This is a genomic window from Parabacteroides sp. APC149_11_2_Y6, from assembly GCF_054506995.1.
Window position 1 is genome coordinate 4,087,453 of record NZ_CP173709.1, and the last position, 16,387, is coordinate 4,103,839.

The 16,387-nt window shown below is 41.8% G+C and carries 12 protein-coding genes; 9 read left to right on the forward strand and 3 right to left on the reverse strand.

The features are described 5' to 3' along the window. Nucleotides 1–348: 348 nt before the first annotated feature. Nucleotides 349–1,494 (reverse strand): Rid family hydrolase, encoded by a 1,146-nt coding sequence (locus ACGE0T_RS17100; protein ID WP_459187786.1) that lies wholly within the window; start codon nt 1,492–1,494, stop codon nt 349–351. Between the two features lie 516 nt (nt 1,495–2,010). Here ACGE0T_RS17100 and ACGE0T_RS17105 point away from each other — a divergent pair. The 3 genes from ACGE0T_RS17105 to ahpF all read left to right on the forward strand — a co-directional run bounded on the left by ACGE0T_RS17105 (nt 2,011) and on the right by ahpF (nt 5,215). Beyond that, entirely contained in the window at nt 2,011–2,934 is a 924-nt protein-coding gene (locus tag ACGE0T_RS17105) for a cation diffusion facilitator family transporter (RefSeq protein ID WP_459187787.1), read from the forward strand. 150 nt (nt 2,935–3,084) lie between these two features. After that, nucleotides 3,085–3,651, forward strand: a complete 567-nt coding sequence (ahpC, locus tag ACGE0T_RS17110) for an alkyl hydroperoxide reductase subunit C (RefSeq protein ID WP_459187788.1) — start codon at nt 3,085–3,087, stop codon at nt 3,649–3,651. Between the two features lie 10 nt (nt 3,652–3,661). Next, entirely contained in the window at nt 3,662–5,215 is a 1,554-nt protein-coding gene (ahpF, locus tag ACGE0T_RS17115; protein WP_459187789.1) for an alkyl hydroperoxide reductase subunit F, read from the forward strand. Between the two features lie 98 nt (nt 5,216–5,313). Here the strand turns inward: ahpF and ACGE0T_RS17120 are convergent, their stop codons facing one another. Together ACGE0T_RS17120 and ACGE0T_RS17125 are read right to left on the reverse strand one after the other, a co-directional pair. Beyond that, nucleotides 5,314–7,644, reverse strand: coding sequence for a glycoside hydrolase family 20 protein (locus tag ACGE0T_RS17120; RefSeq protein ID WP_459187790.1), 2,331 nt, complete (start codon nt 7,642–7,644; stop codon nt 5,314–5,316). A 157-nt stretch (nt 7,645–7,801) separates the two neighbouring features. Continuing rightward, nucleotides 7,802–8,659, reverse strand: a complete 858-nt coding sequence (locus ACGE0T_RS17125; protein ID WP_459187791.1) for an MBL fold metallo-hydrolase — start codon at nt 8,657–8,659, stop codon at nt 7,802–7,804. Nucleotides 8,660–8,843: 184 nt separating this feature from the next. Between ACGE0T_RS17125 and ACGE0T_RS17130 the strand changes: the two genes are divergently transcribed. From ACGE0T_RS17130 to ACGE0T_RS17155, 6 genes are all read left to right on the forward strand, one after another. Further along, a complete protein-coding gene (locus ACGE0T_RS17130; RefSeq protein ID WP_459187792.1) occupies nt 8,844–9,764 on the forward strand; it encodes a Mur ligase family protein in 921 nt (306 codons plus the stop codon). A gap of 2 nt (nt 9,765–9,766) precedes the next feature. Then, the gene (locus ACGE0T_RS17135; RefSeq protein ID WP_459187793.1) at nt 9,767–10,315 is read left to right on the forward strand and encodes a DUF4924 family protein; all 549 of its coding nucleotides are present in this window, start codon (nt 9,767–9,769) and stop codon (nt 10,313–10,315) included. A 4-nt stretch (nt 10,316–10,319) separates the two neighbouring features. Continuing rightward, complete coding sequence (gene rfbD, locus ACGE0T_RS17140) at nt 10,320–11,186, forward strand: dTDP-4-dehydrorhamnose reductase (protein ID WP_459187794.1); 867 nt, start codon at nt 10,320–10,322, stop codon at nt 11,184–11,186. Nucleotides 11,187–11,202: 16 nt separating this feature from the next. Then, on the forward strand, nt 11,203–11,790 hold the full coding sequence (locus ACGE0T_RS17145) for an RNA polymerase sigma-70 factor (RefSeq protein WP_459187795.1): 588 nt from the start codon (nt 11,203–11,205) through the stop codon (nt 11,788–11,790). Nucleotides 11,791–11,866: 76 nt separating this feature from the next. Next, nucleotides 11,867–12,847, forward strand: a complete 981-nt coding sequence (locus tag ACGE0T_RS17150; RefSeq protein ID WP_459187796.1) for a FecR family protein — start codon at nt 11,867–11,869, stop codon at nt 12,845–12,847. A gap of 116 nt (nt 12,848–12,963) precedes the next feature. Then, entirely contained in the window at nt 12,964–16,380 is a 3,417-nt protein-coding gene (locus ACGE0T_RS17155; protein WP_459187797.1) for a TonB-dependent receptor, read from the forward strand. The last annotated feature ends 7 nt before the right edge of the window (nt 16,381–16,387 follow it).

The window sequence follows — 16,387 nt, forward strand, 5'->3', positions numbered from 1 at the left end:
ATTAGGGTTATCTATTTCTCTACAAAAATAGATTTATTTATCTATTAAAAAAAAACGCCATTTTAATTACGTTAACAACTAAGCATCAAGTTCATAGCTCAATACTACATTTGTGAAAAGCCCATGCAATTTGAATATCAAAAACACCAACCGTTCATTTCAATTCAAGAACAACAACATTGCAGTTTTATGGATACACAAACAATAAACCATTATTAATATACAATAACAATACTTTATCTTCAAAACATTCATATTAAAATGAATGCAAGAGATATACCTCTATAAAAAACGGACCTACAACACTAATAAGCATACACATAGATAAAACAACAAAGCTCAACATTCTTACAACACAGCAAAAGCCTCATTCCCTTCCTTCGTTACTGCCATGCACTCAATTTCAACCAGCCAACCCGTACGGCAGACCGGAGCGCGGACAATCAAATAAGGCATTTCCGGATAATTAGTAATCATAAATTGTTTTATCCGTGCATAATCTGCTGTATCACGTACATAAATAATCGCTTGCATAATATCATCGAGGGTAGCGTTCGCTTCTTGCAACAAGGAGGTTATATTCTCGATCATACGTCCGGCCTGTCGAATCACATCACCGGGATAAACAATATCTCCATGGTTGTCGATACTGGCTGTACCTGAAATAAAGATATGCCGACGATCTCCATAAGTAACAGCAACGCCTCGTTCAAACGTCACACCATATTCATACGTTTTATTTAAATGAGTCGGAGCATAGAGGTAACAAACTTGTTCTGGGACTATTCCATATACCGCATACGTATCCATTGTTACGAAAACCATCGGATCGACATGCCGCCCTTCGATTCCTGTACTTGCAATATAATGAGTATCTTCCTTCAGGTTTTGTGTAGCGAATACTTCTTTACGTGCTTTCACTACTCCGGGATAATTCACATCCACATTTTGTACGAATATCCAGGTACGCAAACAATTTGCAGCCAAAGTACATCCAGCACTCATGAGCTGCATAATATAATCCCGGAAAATAAGACGTGTCTGGTATTCTGAATTGGCAGCCTTATTACAAAGATTTGCTCCAATAATTTGACGGTAATTGCCATGACCGGCTTCAAACAAGCCGCTGGATAACACTCGGGTCTGTACACCTGTCTGCAACCATGCCCAAAGTGCAATCTTTGTTCCATTCATTGGAGCTTGTTGTACGATGGATAAAGCGCAATAAGGCTGTAACCTCTCCCGCTCCATCAACTCTTCCGTCTGGTTCGTTACATCACTTAAAAAATAACGGCGGAACAGACAACTTGGATTCCCCGAAAGCTCCATGACACAAGCACTATAGGCTTCCTGTATGGATTGCAGTTGCGTATGAAAATCATCCATACACTCTACCTGCTGAAGAAGTAAATGATATTCGGTAATTCCCCGGTTCGTTTCAAATGAAGTGATTTGTATCTCAGTCTTATTATAGAGTTTTTTTATTAAATTCATGGTTACATCATTTCTTTTTCCCAAAGATATAAAAAGATTTTTTATTTGAGACAGGTAAAACTGTCGTTTAAGAAGAGCTTGAAGATTGTCTTACAAAGGTCAAACATTGGCAACAACGGTCACTTTAATGCTTTTTCATAAGAAAATCACAATTAGTAGGTAGAAATGCCATTCTTTTTACTCACCAATAGGTATTGTGAGCTTTTATATGAAGGGCTAACTTTGCAATGTCATTAAAAGAAGACATAACACTATTAGTATAATCGCTATATCAAAACCTGTGCTAATTATAGTAAGCATATAAGATGATAACACTTTACGGAAAATTTTTATTGGTTATTTCCGTACATAAAAAGAGTCTCCTGTGAAGGATAGCTCTTTTTATTTTTTAGTTAACAAGCCACAGCAGACAGCTCCTCCTATTCTTCTATGAATGCAAAGCCTGACTGCCGACTGTTACTTGTGAACTGTCAACTGAAACAAGTATTGAGATGTTATTATAAAAACTAAATAAATATGGAAATACACAGTCATGAACATCACGATCATCATCACCACGAGATTAGTTCTCTGAACAAGGCATTTATTATAGGTATTACATTAAACCTGATATTTGTTATTGCAGAATTTATAGCCGGTTTCTGGTTTAATTCTCTCGGACTGCTTTCGGATGCCGGTCATAACCTGGGAGACGTAGCGAGTTTAGTCCTTGCCATGCTTGCATTCCGGCTGGCAAAAGTACATCCAACATCAAGTTATACCTACGGTTACAAAAAAAGTACTGTATTGGTATCCTTATTAAACGCCGTCATCCTATTGGTTGCTGTCGGTATTATTATTGCAGAAAGTATCAGTAAACTATTTCATCCCCAACCGGTAGCCGGTGATGCCATTGCCTGGGTGGCAGGCATCGGAGTCGTAATAAACGGGATAACAGCATGGCTTTTCATGAAGGACAAGGACAAAGACCTGAATGTGAAAGGAGCCTATTTGCACATGGCGGCAGATGCGTTAGTTTCAATCGGAGTTGTTGCTTCCGGGCTTCTGATAGCCCGTACCGGTTGGTATATCGTAGACCCGGTCATCGGATTAATCATTGCCGTTATTATTGTTTATTCCACATGGGGATTATTGCGGGACAGTATCCGTCTCTCTCTCGATGGTGTACCTTCCGGAACAAATCCTGAAGAAGTTGCCCGATTAATCAATTCGGTTTCCGGTGTAAAAAATGTGCATCATCTTCATATATGGGCTATCAGTACCACCGAAACGGCACTTACCGCCCACGTATTCATAAACAATGCCTTGATGATGGAATCCATCAAACAAGAAATAAAAGAAAGGCTCCATTCCTCAGGAATCGGACACGCTACACTGGAGTTTGAAACAGACAATACCTGCTGTAAAGAGAACGCCTGCGAAACAACTCCTGCAGATTAATTGTTTATACCGAAAGAAAAGAATAAAAACAGACGCCATCTATCGGCAGATAAATTTTTTCAATTTGAAAAATTCTTTCAATCAGCCAGTTACGTCATAACTTTGCAGTGAAACAAAAAATAAGTATAACAAATTTAATGGTAAAAATCTATGGAACCGATTATTAATTCACAAGTACCCGAGTTTAAAGTTCAAGCATATCAGAACGGTAGTTTCAAAACAGTAAGCAGCGAAGATATCAAAGGCAAATGGGCCATCTTCTTCTTCTATCCGGCAGACTTCACATTTGTATGCCCGACAGAATTAGTGGACATGGCAGACAAATATGCTAAATTCCAGGAAATGGGTGTTGAAATCTATTCTGTAAGTACAGACTCCCACTTCGTACACAAAGCATGGCATGATGCTTCCGAAACAATCCGTAAAATCAAATATCCGATGCTTGCAGACCCTACAGGTGTATTGAGCCGTGCATTCGGAGTAATGATTGAAGAAGATGGCATGGCTTACCGCGGTACATTCGTTGTAAACCCGGAAGGCAAAATAAAAATTGCCGAAATCCACGACAACGGTATCGGACGTAATGCAGACGAATTGTTACGCAAGGTTGAAGCTGCACAGTTCGTAGCTTCCCATCCGAACGAAGTTTGCCCTGCCAAATGGAAGAAAGGGGATGCAACATTGAAACCAAGCATTGATTTGGTTGGTAAAATCTAACTGAAACAATATGTTGGATGTAGCAATGAAAAACCAGCTTGCCGGAATATTTTCCGGTCTGGCTGGTAACTATACCTTTGATATCCGGGTTTCACCTCAACATGAAAGCAAGGATGAATTATTGGAATTGCTAAATGATGTAGCTTCTTGTTCCGATAAAATATCCTGCCAGGTAAACGATGGAGAAGGATTGCAATTCACGCTGGTAAAAGACGGAAAGCCCACCGGTATTAAATTCCGTGCCGTTCCTAACGGACATGAGTTTACATCTTTATTGCTTGCCATCCTCAACAGCGACGGAAAAGGTAAAAATATTCCGGATGAAAGCATACAGAACCGTGTCAAATCCCTGAAAGGTCCTATCCATCTGACTACCTATGTTTCCCTGACGTGTACCAACTGTCCGGACGTAGTGCAGGCATTAAATGCCATGACTACTTTAAACAGCGGGATTACACATGAAACAGTAGACGGAGCTATCAACCAGAAAGAGGTTGAAGAGATGAAGGTGCAGGGAGTCCCTTCCGTATTTGCTGACGGCAAGCTGATTCATGTAGGACGCAGTGATTTCGGAGAACTTCTATCCAAGCTGGAAGAAGCGTATGGCCTGAATGAAAATGCCGGGGATACAAAGGTAAAGGATTACGACGTATTAGTGATAGGCGGAGGTCCCGCAGGCTCATCTGCAGCTATTTATTCTGCACGTAAAGGATTGAAAGTAGGCGTTGTAGCGGAGCGGATAGGCGGACAGGTTAAAGAAACCGTAGGCATAGAGAACCTTATTTCGGTTCCGCAAACTACAGGTACTAAGCTTGCCGATGATTTACGGACTCATATGAACGACTATACAATCGACATGCTGGAGCATCGCCGGATAGAAAAGGTGGAAATTAACGGAATAGACAAACTATTGACAACGGCCAATGGTGAAAAATTCTCGGCTCCTGCCGTTATTATCGCAACCGGTGCAAGCTGGCGAAAACTGAATGTTCCGGGAGAAACCGAGTATATCGGTCGAGGTGTTGCTTTTTGTCCTCACTGTGACGGTCCTTTTTATAAAGGAAAGCATGTAGCTGTAGTCGGAGGAGGAAATTCCGGAATCGAAGCGGCAATCGACCTTGCCGGTATCTGTTCTAAAGTAACTGTCCTCGAATTTATGGACGAACTGAAAGCGGATAAAGTTTTACAGGAGAAAGCAAAAAGCCTTTCGAATGTCGAGATATTCCTGCATACCCAATCCATTGAAGTGATGGGAAACGGAGAGAAAGTTACCGGATTACGTATAAAAGACCGTAAAACGGAAGCCGAACGGACTATCGAATTAGATGGCATATTCGTACAAATCGGTCTTGCCGCAAACAGCGGGCCATTCAAAGAAATCGTAGATACAAACAAGCCGGGAGAAATCATTATCGATGCACATTGCCGGACAAGCGTTCCGGGCATTTATGCTGCAGGAGATGTTTCAACCGTTCCTTATAAACAAATAATCATAGCGATGGGAGAAGGAGCGAAAGCGGCATTGTCCGCTTTCGATGACAGAGTACGAGGTTTATTTGGTTAATCATTTTTCGGCTATGATGAAAGAAAGTCTGTTTAACGCGTTTGTTAGACAGACTTTCCTACGTTTTAGCAGGACACTCCTGCCAATACTATATGATTCTAATCAATATTGATTTCATCAACGAACAAGAAAGCAGGATTTCCTGCGCCACCATGCCATGCAGGAAGTTTATCGCTTTTGATAATCACTTCCACATAACGCGCTTTTACCGGTGCAAAAGTTATTTCCTGAGGATACAGGCCGTCCTTATCATCGGCTTTCAGAGAAGCAATGCTTTTATTTGCCACTTCTTTAAAAGTAGCCCCGTCTTCCGAAACAAGAACGGTAACACCCGAAGCTCCCATAATCCAGTCGCCTTTCACTACATTTGTATTGAAAGATACCTTACTTATTTCCATAGGTTCTTTCAAATCGATTGTTGCATCCAGGTCCTTTCCCTGAAAACCTAACCAGCGTCCTGTTTTATAATTATCGTTCCCACTCAAACCATCCACAAGTACTGCAGCCCCATTGAAGGCATATCCTTTGCTGGGTTCTTCTTTCAGTTTGATCGGTTTAGCTGTTGCTTTACCATACGTAATCTTCTCGGAAAATACACGGCTATTGTTTCCATCAGGACGGATCACAACCGCTTTCACGTCGGAATTTTCTTTGATATTCAAAGGAGCCTCATATTTGCTGCTTGCAGCAGTCGGTTCGCTGCCATCCAATGTATAATGAATATCACCGCCTCCCAACGTGGAAAGAGCGACTATAATCTGCCCGTTTTCAGTATCCGGGGTGAATGTAGCACTTATATCAAAAATCTGCTTGCCATAATTATATCCTAAACGGTCATACAGGGAAGTCAACCGAACCAAACGGTCCAGGAAATTCCGGTAGTCCTTCTTGGCTGGTTCCGTCCACTGGATTTCCGCCAAAGCAGCAATACGTGGCATTGTCATATATTGGCGTTGTGAGAAGGTCGGCAAATATTCAGCCCACAGGTTTGCCTGTACACCGATAATATGCTTTTTCTCGTTATCTGCTAATTCTGCAGGAACCGGCTCATAACCATATACCTTTTCCAACGGATTATATCCGCCGATAGCCAACGGTTCATTTTCCGTATCGGTAGACTGGTAATAATCAAAATAGAGATATGAACTCGGAGTCATAATCGCATCATGTCCCTGCTTGGCTGCTTCAATGCCACCTTCTACGCCTCTCCAACTCATTACTGTAGCATTGGGGGCAAGACCACCTTCCAGAATTTCATCCCATCCGATGATATGGCGTCCTTTGCTTTCCACAAATTTCTCCATACGGGAAATCACATAACTCTGCAGATATTCTTCCGCGCTATGTTTGGAATCCCCTTTTATACCTTCCGCCTTAATACGCGCCTGACATTTAGGACATTTTTCCCAACGTACTTTAGGGCATTCATCACCTCCTATATGGATATACTCGGAAGGGAAAATATCTATTACTTCAGCTAATACATCTTCAAGGAATTGCATCGCTTTCTCATTTCCGGCACAGATCACGTCTTCAGAAACACCCCACTGCGTCCATACTTCATACGGTCCGCCGGTACAACCCAGTTCCGGATACGAAGCCAGTGCAGCTTGCTGGTGACCGGGCAGGTCTATTTCAGGAATAATAGTGATAAATCTTTTTTCCGCATAATCTATTACTTCACGTATTTCATCCTGGGTATAAAAACCACCGTATTCTTTTCCATCATATTCACCGGAGTTTCTACCGATAACCGTTTCCTTACGTTTGGAACCGATTTCCGTCAGTTTCGGATACTTTTTGATTTCAATACGCCAACCTTGGTCGTCGGTCAAATGCCAGTGAAGCACATTCAGATTGTGCAGGGCAAGAATATCTATATACGATTTCATTTCGTCCACAGTCAGGAAGTGACGGCTTACGTCCACCATCATACCCCGGTAACCAAAACGAGGATAATCGTTAACCTGTACGGCAGGCAATTCCACATCCATAGCCTGGGCGGTGGCAGGGATAGCCTTGCGCAGAGTTTGTACTCCATAGAATATTCCGGCTTCCGAAGCCCCGGCTATCTCTACTCCTTTATCGCTAACGGACAGACGATACCCTTCCGGATGGCTGATTGTTTTATCGATCGTCAACTTAATACAAGGTTTGTCTTCTTCTTTGGATGAGGTCCGGATATTATATCCGACTGACGATTTGATGTAGGAAGCCAAAAAACCGGCAGTCCGTTCCATCTTACTGTTTCCTTCTTCATATACAATCACTGTTGCCGGAGTCAATAAATAAGGTGCTTCGTTTTGTGTTGTAATCTCCTGAGGCAAAGGAATGACATTAAAGTTCGCTTCCGCTTTTTTCCTTTCGGCACATGCTACCAGGCTTGCACCGGCCACCAGTAACAAGGTGTACTTTGTTAGTTTGTTCATGCGTTTAATTTTATTGTTTACGGTATTAATAATTTATATTGTGACAAATTGCAACGATTGTTTCCCATTCCCTTCCAATCCGGAAGCAGAATGGCTTCAAAGATAAGAATAAATTCATTCACTATCACTATACTGAATAGAATCAGACAGATAGATACTACAGATTTACGTTCCCGGACAAATCGATTCTCCTTGATTTCTTATAATAGTCATTTACTTTCTTGACCGTACTACAGGAAGAATAGGCATCATGACAATAAATCAACGCTTGCCCATTTCCCGCAGCCTCTTCCAGCATACGGATTTTTTCGCTGTAAGAAATGACCGGATACGTATCATAAGCTGAAATCCATTCGGGAGAAACACTGGCTTCCAATGGGATAACATCACCGGCAAATACATACGTCTGTTCCGGTGTTTCCAGATAAGGGGCTATTTGTCCGGAGGTATGTCCGTCGAACAGGCGTAAATTAATACCCTTGCATAATTCCGTATCCTCCTCTATCAACCGGAGTTTCCCATTATTTGCAACCGCCTGCATATTTTCCGGGAAATAAGAGTCTTTTTCCAGCGCATTCGGATGAAGAAAATTATCCCATTGTTTCCGGCTTACCCAATGGGTCGCATTAGGAAATGACAAAATAAACGCCTCTTTACCTTCGGATTGCATATTTTTTCTTGTGACATATCCGCAATGGTCAAAATGCAGGTGGGTAAGAACCACATCGGTTACCTGCTCCGGGTGTACTCCCCGTTTCAATAATTCATCTGTCAAATCCACCAAACCAAAAAACCGGTAATACGCTAATAAACGAAGATGCTTGTCACCGGCACCTGTATCGATAAGAATAATACGCCCGTCGTCTGTGGTAACCAAAACACTGCGCATAGCCAACACACAGCCGTTCTTCTCATCACTGGGATAGCGACGGCTCCATGCCGTCTTAGGAATGGCACCGAACATGGCACCTCCATCTGCATAAAAATATCCGGTATCGATAAGTTCTATCTTCATATTCTCTTTTTTATTTACAAAAATAGATATATAAGGCAAAATAAATTCATAACTATGATTTTTTCAATTCATAACTATGAATCAGGAAAATCATAACTATCATTTTTGTTTCCGAAAGAAAAAATAAAAGAACCGGGCCGATGCTTCATGAAATTTACGTACTTTTGCATTCAAATTTCAAGCAATGCGAAAAGTTCATTTAATCTCCATAACCGAACCGCTTCTAAATGATTTAGCCGTAGCGCTTAAACATAAAGGCTATGAAGTTAGTGCCTCAGGAAAAGGATTAACGGAAGATGCTGTTTCTCTACTTAAAAAAGAAGGCTGTACATGCTATGGCGACGGATGGTACCCGGAGAGATTGACTAAAGATATTCAGTTTGTTGTATTAGGAGCAACTGTTAAACAGGATAATATCGAATTGGTGCGGGCAAAAGAATTAGGTTTGCTTGTACTGTCTATTCCTGAATTTATATTTCAGCGGACAAAGGCCAAGACAAGGGTCGTTATAGCCGGTAGCAAAGGGAAGAAATCGATTATTTCGATGATTGCCTACACGCTAAAAAGGCAAAAACTTGCATTCGACTTTGCCCTGACCAGCAAAATTCCCCTGCTACAAAACCGCGTAAATCTGAGTTATGAGGCAAGGATCGCTATCATAGAAGGCGACGAACATATAACGTCACCTTTGGAAAAACGCTTCCAACTGGAATTTTATCGTCCGCATATTGCCATATTGACCAATCTGGAATGGACTCCGAAAAGCGACCATGTTACTCCGGAAGCATATTACAATACGTATCACAATTTTGTTGCTTCCATCGAACGTGAAGGCAAGCTTATCTATTTCTCGGGAGACCCGGTGGTAGAGCAACTTGCCGGAAAAGTCCGTGAAGATATAACAGCTATCGCCTATGGGGAACATGAAACCATAGAGCTGGATGGGAAAACATATCTGAAAACACGTTACGGAAATTTCCCCGTCAACATCCCGGATCCTTATTTCCTGACTAACCTGAATGCCGCACGACTGGTATGCAGGCTATTAGGTATAAAAGATTCCGATTTTTATCAGGCATTATCCGAATATAGTATATCTTTGTAAGCATGATCATAGCAAAACAAAAGAGAAAAGAAAATATAGCCGAGTATCTGTTATACATGTGGCAGGTAGAAGATCTGATACGTGCCAATCATTTTGATATCGAAACCATCCGCACTACGGTTATTTCCCGCTACGACCAACCGGAAGAAGTGAAAGAAGAAATTTCCCGCTGGTATGAAGAGCTTATCGAAATGATGATATCCGAAGGTGTAAAGGAAAAAGGGCATATCCAATTAAACAAAAACGTTATCATATCGCTGACAGACCTGCACCTGCGTTTACTCCGCTCCCCCAAGGAGATGGTATACGGGGCAGCCTATTACAAAATGTTGCCTTATATCGTACAGCTCCGGGCAAAATCGGGAGGTGAAGACCTGCCTGAACTGGAAACTTGCTTCAATGCCATTTACGGTTTCCTTATGCTAAGAATGCAAGGAAAAGAAATAAGCTCCGAAACAATGGAGGCCATCAAACAAATCAGTTCCTTCCTGGCCCTACTGGCTGAAAAATATCGTGCCGATATGAATGGAGAACTGAACTTAGACGATTAAAGACATGAAAACAATCTTAGTCACAGGTGCCAACGGACAGTTGGGTAATTCGATTCGCCTGAAAACAAACCAACATCCGCAATACAATTTCCTTTTTACGGATGTCGACACATTAGATATAACAGATGCTGCCGCAGTGAAAGCTATGGTTAAAGATAATCAGGTAAACTATATACTGAACTGTGCAGCCTACACCGCTGTAGATAAAGCCGAAGACAATGAGGACTTGTGCCGTCGTTTGAATTGCGATGCCGTGCACGTATTGGGTGAAGCAGCCCGAGAAGCCAATGCGAAAATCATCCATGTCTCTACGGATTATGTGTTCAGCGGTACAAATTACCGTCCATATAAGGAAACCGACGACACGCGTCCGGTGTCAGCCTATGGCCGTACCAAACTGGCCGGTGAAGAAGCCTTGGTAAAAGTTTGCCCAGATGCGGTAATTATCCGTACCGCCTGGCTGTATTCCGAATTTGGAAATAACTTTGTTAAGACAGTCCTTCGTCTGGGGAAAGAGCGGGATCAACTCGGTTTTGTTTTCGACCAGGCAGGTACCCCGACATATGCAGGCGATCTTGCCGAAGCCATCCTGACAATTGTTACGGCTGATGAAAAAGGGACTTTTGTTCCGGGAATCTATCATTATTCAAACGAGGGGGTATGTAGTTGGTACGATTTCACAGTAAAAGTATTACAAATAGCAGGCATAGAATGCAATGTCCGCCCGATTGAAACAAAAGATTATCCTACACGGGCTGTACGTCCGCCTTATAGCGTATTGAATAAGGGTAAAATAAAAGAAACATACGGTATTACTATCCCGCATTGGGAAGAAAGCCTCCGTATTTGTTTAAAGCAATTACTCACATGAAACAGAATATTCTGCATTGAAAAAACTAACGTTTGACATAGAAAAAGTCAGGCAAGGAGACCTTCCGGCATTCCGTCGGTTTTTCCTGGTTTTATATCCGCGCCTGGTAGCTTTGGCTTCCAGGTTTGTAGATGAACATACCGCAGAAGATCTGGTCCAAAATGTTTTTTTATTTTACTGGGAGAAAAAAGAAACCATAGAGGTTAACGACATAAAGTCCTTTCTATATAAATGTACGCAAAATAGCTGTCTGGATCATTTAAAACATCAAATGGTTATAGAGGAATATGAGAGAAAAGTCCGTATCGGAGAACTCCGTATGCTTTGGATTGAAGAACATTCCGATGAAAATGATGTAATAAAATCTATTATAAGTAACGATTTGCAGGATATAATTAATGACTCTATTGAAAAGTTATCCCCAAAGTGTGCAAAAATATTCCGTTTATGTTATTTCGAGGATATGAGCCATAAAGCTATCGCCGAAGCAATGGGCCTTTCCACCCGTACGGTAGAATGGCATATTCGTCAGGCGATTGTATTTCTTCGAAAAGACTTACACCACCTTTTCATACTCATCTTATGTTTTTCAACATATAAGTAAAAAAAACAGAAAAAATCCCCCGTAGTTTTCCCTTGCTTAATCTTCGTTTATATACAAGCGATACTTATAGAGCAAGATGAACGAAGAAGAAATCATAAAATATTTAAATGCCCAGTCCACTTCAGCCGAAGCGGAAGCAGTTGAAAACTGGATATTGGCAGAAAAAGAGAATGCCGATACCTTTTTTGAAATAGAACGACTTTGGACCATAAAACGCGAAGCAGCCATTGCCCGTTCCAACCGGGCAGAAACAGCCTATCAACGCCTGTCCCGTTTATTGAAGCCACAATCCCGAAAATATAAGCTGTTCAGCCCGTACTATTTGAAATATGCAGCAGTCGGTTTGATCGCTTTATTAATCACTATCGATATTTTTTATGAGCGCCAGGTAGTTCCGGATGCGGTAAATATTGTTGAAGTGCCCAAAGGACAGCGTGTTAACCTTGTTTTATCGGATGGAACGAAAGTATGCCTGAATTCAAACAGCCGGTTGCATTATCCTGCCGTTTTCTCAAACAAGCAACGTCATGTGGAATTGGAAGGAGAAGCTTTTTTTGAAGTAACACACGATGAAAAATGCCCGTTCATTGTGCAGGTCCCGGATATGACGATAAAAGTGCTGGGTACAACCTTCAATGTAAAAGCCTATCGGGATGAAGATACATACGTCACGTTGAAATCCGGAAAAGTAGAAGTCTGTACAACTGATAAGCAGGAATCGGCGATGTTGAACCCGAACGAACAGGCTTCCTATTCAAAACTGACAGGATTGAAGTTGCACCGTGTGAACGGCAATGCTTTTTATGTCTGGAAAGCCGGCGAAATTGCTTATGTCGATAACTCCCTTTCTGAGATAGCAAAAGACTTGGAACGTCGTTTCAATGTTCATATAAGAATCGAGGGAGAGAGGCTTGCCGAAAGAAAATTCTCTTTACGTGTGGAAAAGAATGCGACCTTATCCCAGATTCTCGCTTTATTAAGAGGTACCCGTCAGTTGGATTTCAATCAGGATGGCGACCAGGTAATAATTTATAAAAACGGATCGCCTATGGAATAAAACAGATATATAAAATAAAGAGCCGGAAATGCTCCAACACTTCCAGCTCCCAAACGATTAATCAAATAAATTTTCTAAGAACCTAAATTTATTACTAACTAATCATCTACAAATGTATGGATTATATTATGAAAAGTATGCTTCGATGTGAGAGATTTTCATCGTGGCAAAGAAAAAGTTTATCTATTATGAGATGTCTGCTTTTATTTATTTTCTTTGGAACTCTACCAATGTTCGCAGAAAGTACATATTCACAGTCTGCCCGTTTTTCTCTGGATATGGAAAATGCCACAGTTCAGGAAGTCCTTTCCGTTATTGAACAGAAAAGTCTGTATTATTTCACTTATAATATGGAACAAATTGATGTACATCGTAAAGTATCAATCAATGTAAATAATGAAAGTATTACAGATGTACTGGGTCAGTTATTTTCCGGTGAGAATATTAAATATGATATTGACGACAAACATATAGTTTTATATAAAGGGACAAACCGTAATGTCGCTTTGATGAAAGCTCAACAAGTGCGTAAGATAACAGGAACAGTCAAAGATGATAAAGGAGAGCCTATTATCGGAGCTAATATAGTTGAACAAGGAACAAGTAACGGTACAATATCTGATGTAGACGGCCATTTTTCCTTGGAAATATCAAATAACAGCGACCTGATCGTTTCTTATATCGGCTATATACAACAGAGAATCGCTCCAGGAAAAAAGAATACAATAAACGTAGTACTGTCGGAAGACACTAAAAAACTGGAAGAGGTAGTCGTTATTGGTTACGGAACACAGAAAAAATCGGATGTATCCGGCTCTGTAACCACTGTTGCCGGTGAAAAGCTGGCAAATTTACCCACAGCAGGTGCCGCCGAAGCCCTACAAGGAATGGCACCGGGTCTGTCTGTTAATTTCGGAACAGGCGCTCCGGGTAGTGACCCTACAATAACCGTACGCGGTATGACATCCTGGGGTTCCAGTAATGAACCGCTGGTCGTAATTGACGGAGTACCGGGCGACATGGCATATCTAAATCCGGAAGACATCAAATCCATGACGGTACTGAAAGATGCAGCAACAGCCGCTATCTATGGGGCACGTGCCGCTGCCGGTGTTATTCTGATCGAAACACATCGTGGAGGAAAGCAAGAGCCTAAAATCACAGTTTCCGCCTATTTTGGTATGGACGACCTGCCCAAACGGATGGAAGTCTGTAATTCGGAAGAATTCATAAAAGTACGCAAAATGGCATTGACCAATGCCGGCTTACCCCAAAGCCGCTGGCCCAAATACATTGCAGCATACGAAGAAAACCCCGGTCAGTTTGCAGATACAGACTGGCAGAGAGAATATTACCGTCGTGGTCTGACTCAGAAATATAACTTGGGATATATCGCAGGAAATGAAATAATGAATGTGGCCTTATCCGGTTTCTATTCTTCTACAGAAGGTATTATCGTCGGCACAGACTCGGAAAAATTCGGTTTCCGTTTGAATTCCGATATCAAGCGTGGCAAGTTCAAAATGGGAGAATCCATCAGTTACGGACGCAAGACTACGACTCCGGAAGCTGATACAGGTTTCCCCGGTATGTATCAGACAACAAATATCGAACCTCTGGTATCAGTTTACGATCCGAATAATGACGGCGGTTATGGCGGTGCAATACCCGGTATGGGAATGTCGGATGCGGCAAATCCGGTCGCATTCAATAACCTGATCAAAACGACTAATGCCAATGATTATATATCGGCATCCGCCTATATCCAGTATGAACCGATAGAAGACCTCATCATTAAATTTCAGGCGGGACGTAATATGAATTTCTATCATTATAAGACATTCACACCCACCTATTATGTAGGAGCCAGCAAAGTAAACAAAATAGCTTCTTTATACGAAGAAAGAAGCAAGCGGACAGAAGACTTGCTGGAGCTAACAGCCAATTATAATAAAACATTTGCAGAAAAGCACAGCCTGCAGGCACTACTGGGTATCTCCCAGGAAGAGAACAGATATGATGACCAATCCGGTTCAGCTTCCCAGTTCGAGAACAACGACATGCAATACCTGGAACACGGGCAAACCAATTTTGCTGTAGGAGGAGGATACAACCGTTACGCACTGCGCTCTGCTTTCGGCCGTGTCAGTTATAACTACGACTATCGTTATATGGCAATGGTATCAGCCCGTTACGATGGTTCTTCCCGTTTCGGTGAAGGTAATAAATGGGGGTTCTTTCCTTCCGCTTCCTTAGGCTGGAACATTGCAAATGAAAGTTTTTGGACAAAGATGAAAGAGACAGTTTCGACCTTTAAGCTACGTTTGAGCTACGGTGCTTTAGGTAACCAATCGATTGGTAATTATAAATATATTCCTCGTCTGACATCCAATACAAATAACCTGAACTATCCGTTCGGAGGCAATCTGATCAGTATGGGATATGCTGTTATCGGTCTGCCTTCCACACATATCAAATGGGAAACCACATTATACAAAAATATCGGTATTGACCTGGGCTTCTGGAACAACAAACTCGAATTTTCGGCCGAAGCTTATATCAAGAATACCAAGGATATGCTGTCGTCTAAAAATATCAGTGCCTGTACAGGTTTCGGAAGCCTTATCGTAAATGAAGGACGTTTGCGTACAACAGGTTTCGAAATGCAGGCAATTTATCATGGAAGCGTAGGACGTAAATTTAAATACGACCTCGATCTGAACGTTTCGCATTACAAGAGTGTCCTCAAAGAAATGTCCGATCCCGGTTATCTGGACGAATACGGTCCGGCACGAACCTATGTAGGCGGTGAAATCGGAGAATTCTGGGTGCTGAAAACCGACGGTATTTTCCAAAACCAGAAAGAAGTAGATGATTGGAACGCCCAGCACGGTTCGAAAGATGCTTCCGGCAACTGGATACCTTTGCAACCGGCTGCAGCCCCCGGTGATATTCGCTTTATCGATCAAAATGGAGATGGGAAACTGGACTCAAACGACAAAGTAAAAGTAGGTAGCGGTAATCCTAAAGCCATTGTCGGATTCAATGTGAACCTGCGTTACGGAGCTTTCGACCTGGTGGCAAACTTCTATGGTAATTTCGGAGTGAAGCGTTATAATTATATGAAACGCCAGTTACAACGTATGGATAAGGTATTCAACTACGGTAAGGATGCCTTAAATGCATGGACACCGGAAAACACGGATACGGATATTCCACGTGCGGTAGTAGGCGATCCTAACGGTAATATCCAAACTTCAGACCGTTTTGTTGAAAATGGAGATTTCCTGCGCCTGAATAATTTGCAGGTAGGTTATAACATGCCATCTAAAGTATGCAAGTCTCTACGTATCGAAAACTTACGTGTTTACCTTGCAGCAAACCGCTTGTTTACGATTACCGGTTATAAAGGATACGATCCCGCAACCGGAGCAACATCCAATAGTGATAGCGGAACTACTTATATGGGTATCGACGACGCATTATATCCTTTAAGCCGTTCTTATATGATCGGTTTGAAATTTGGTTTTTAATCATTAA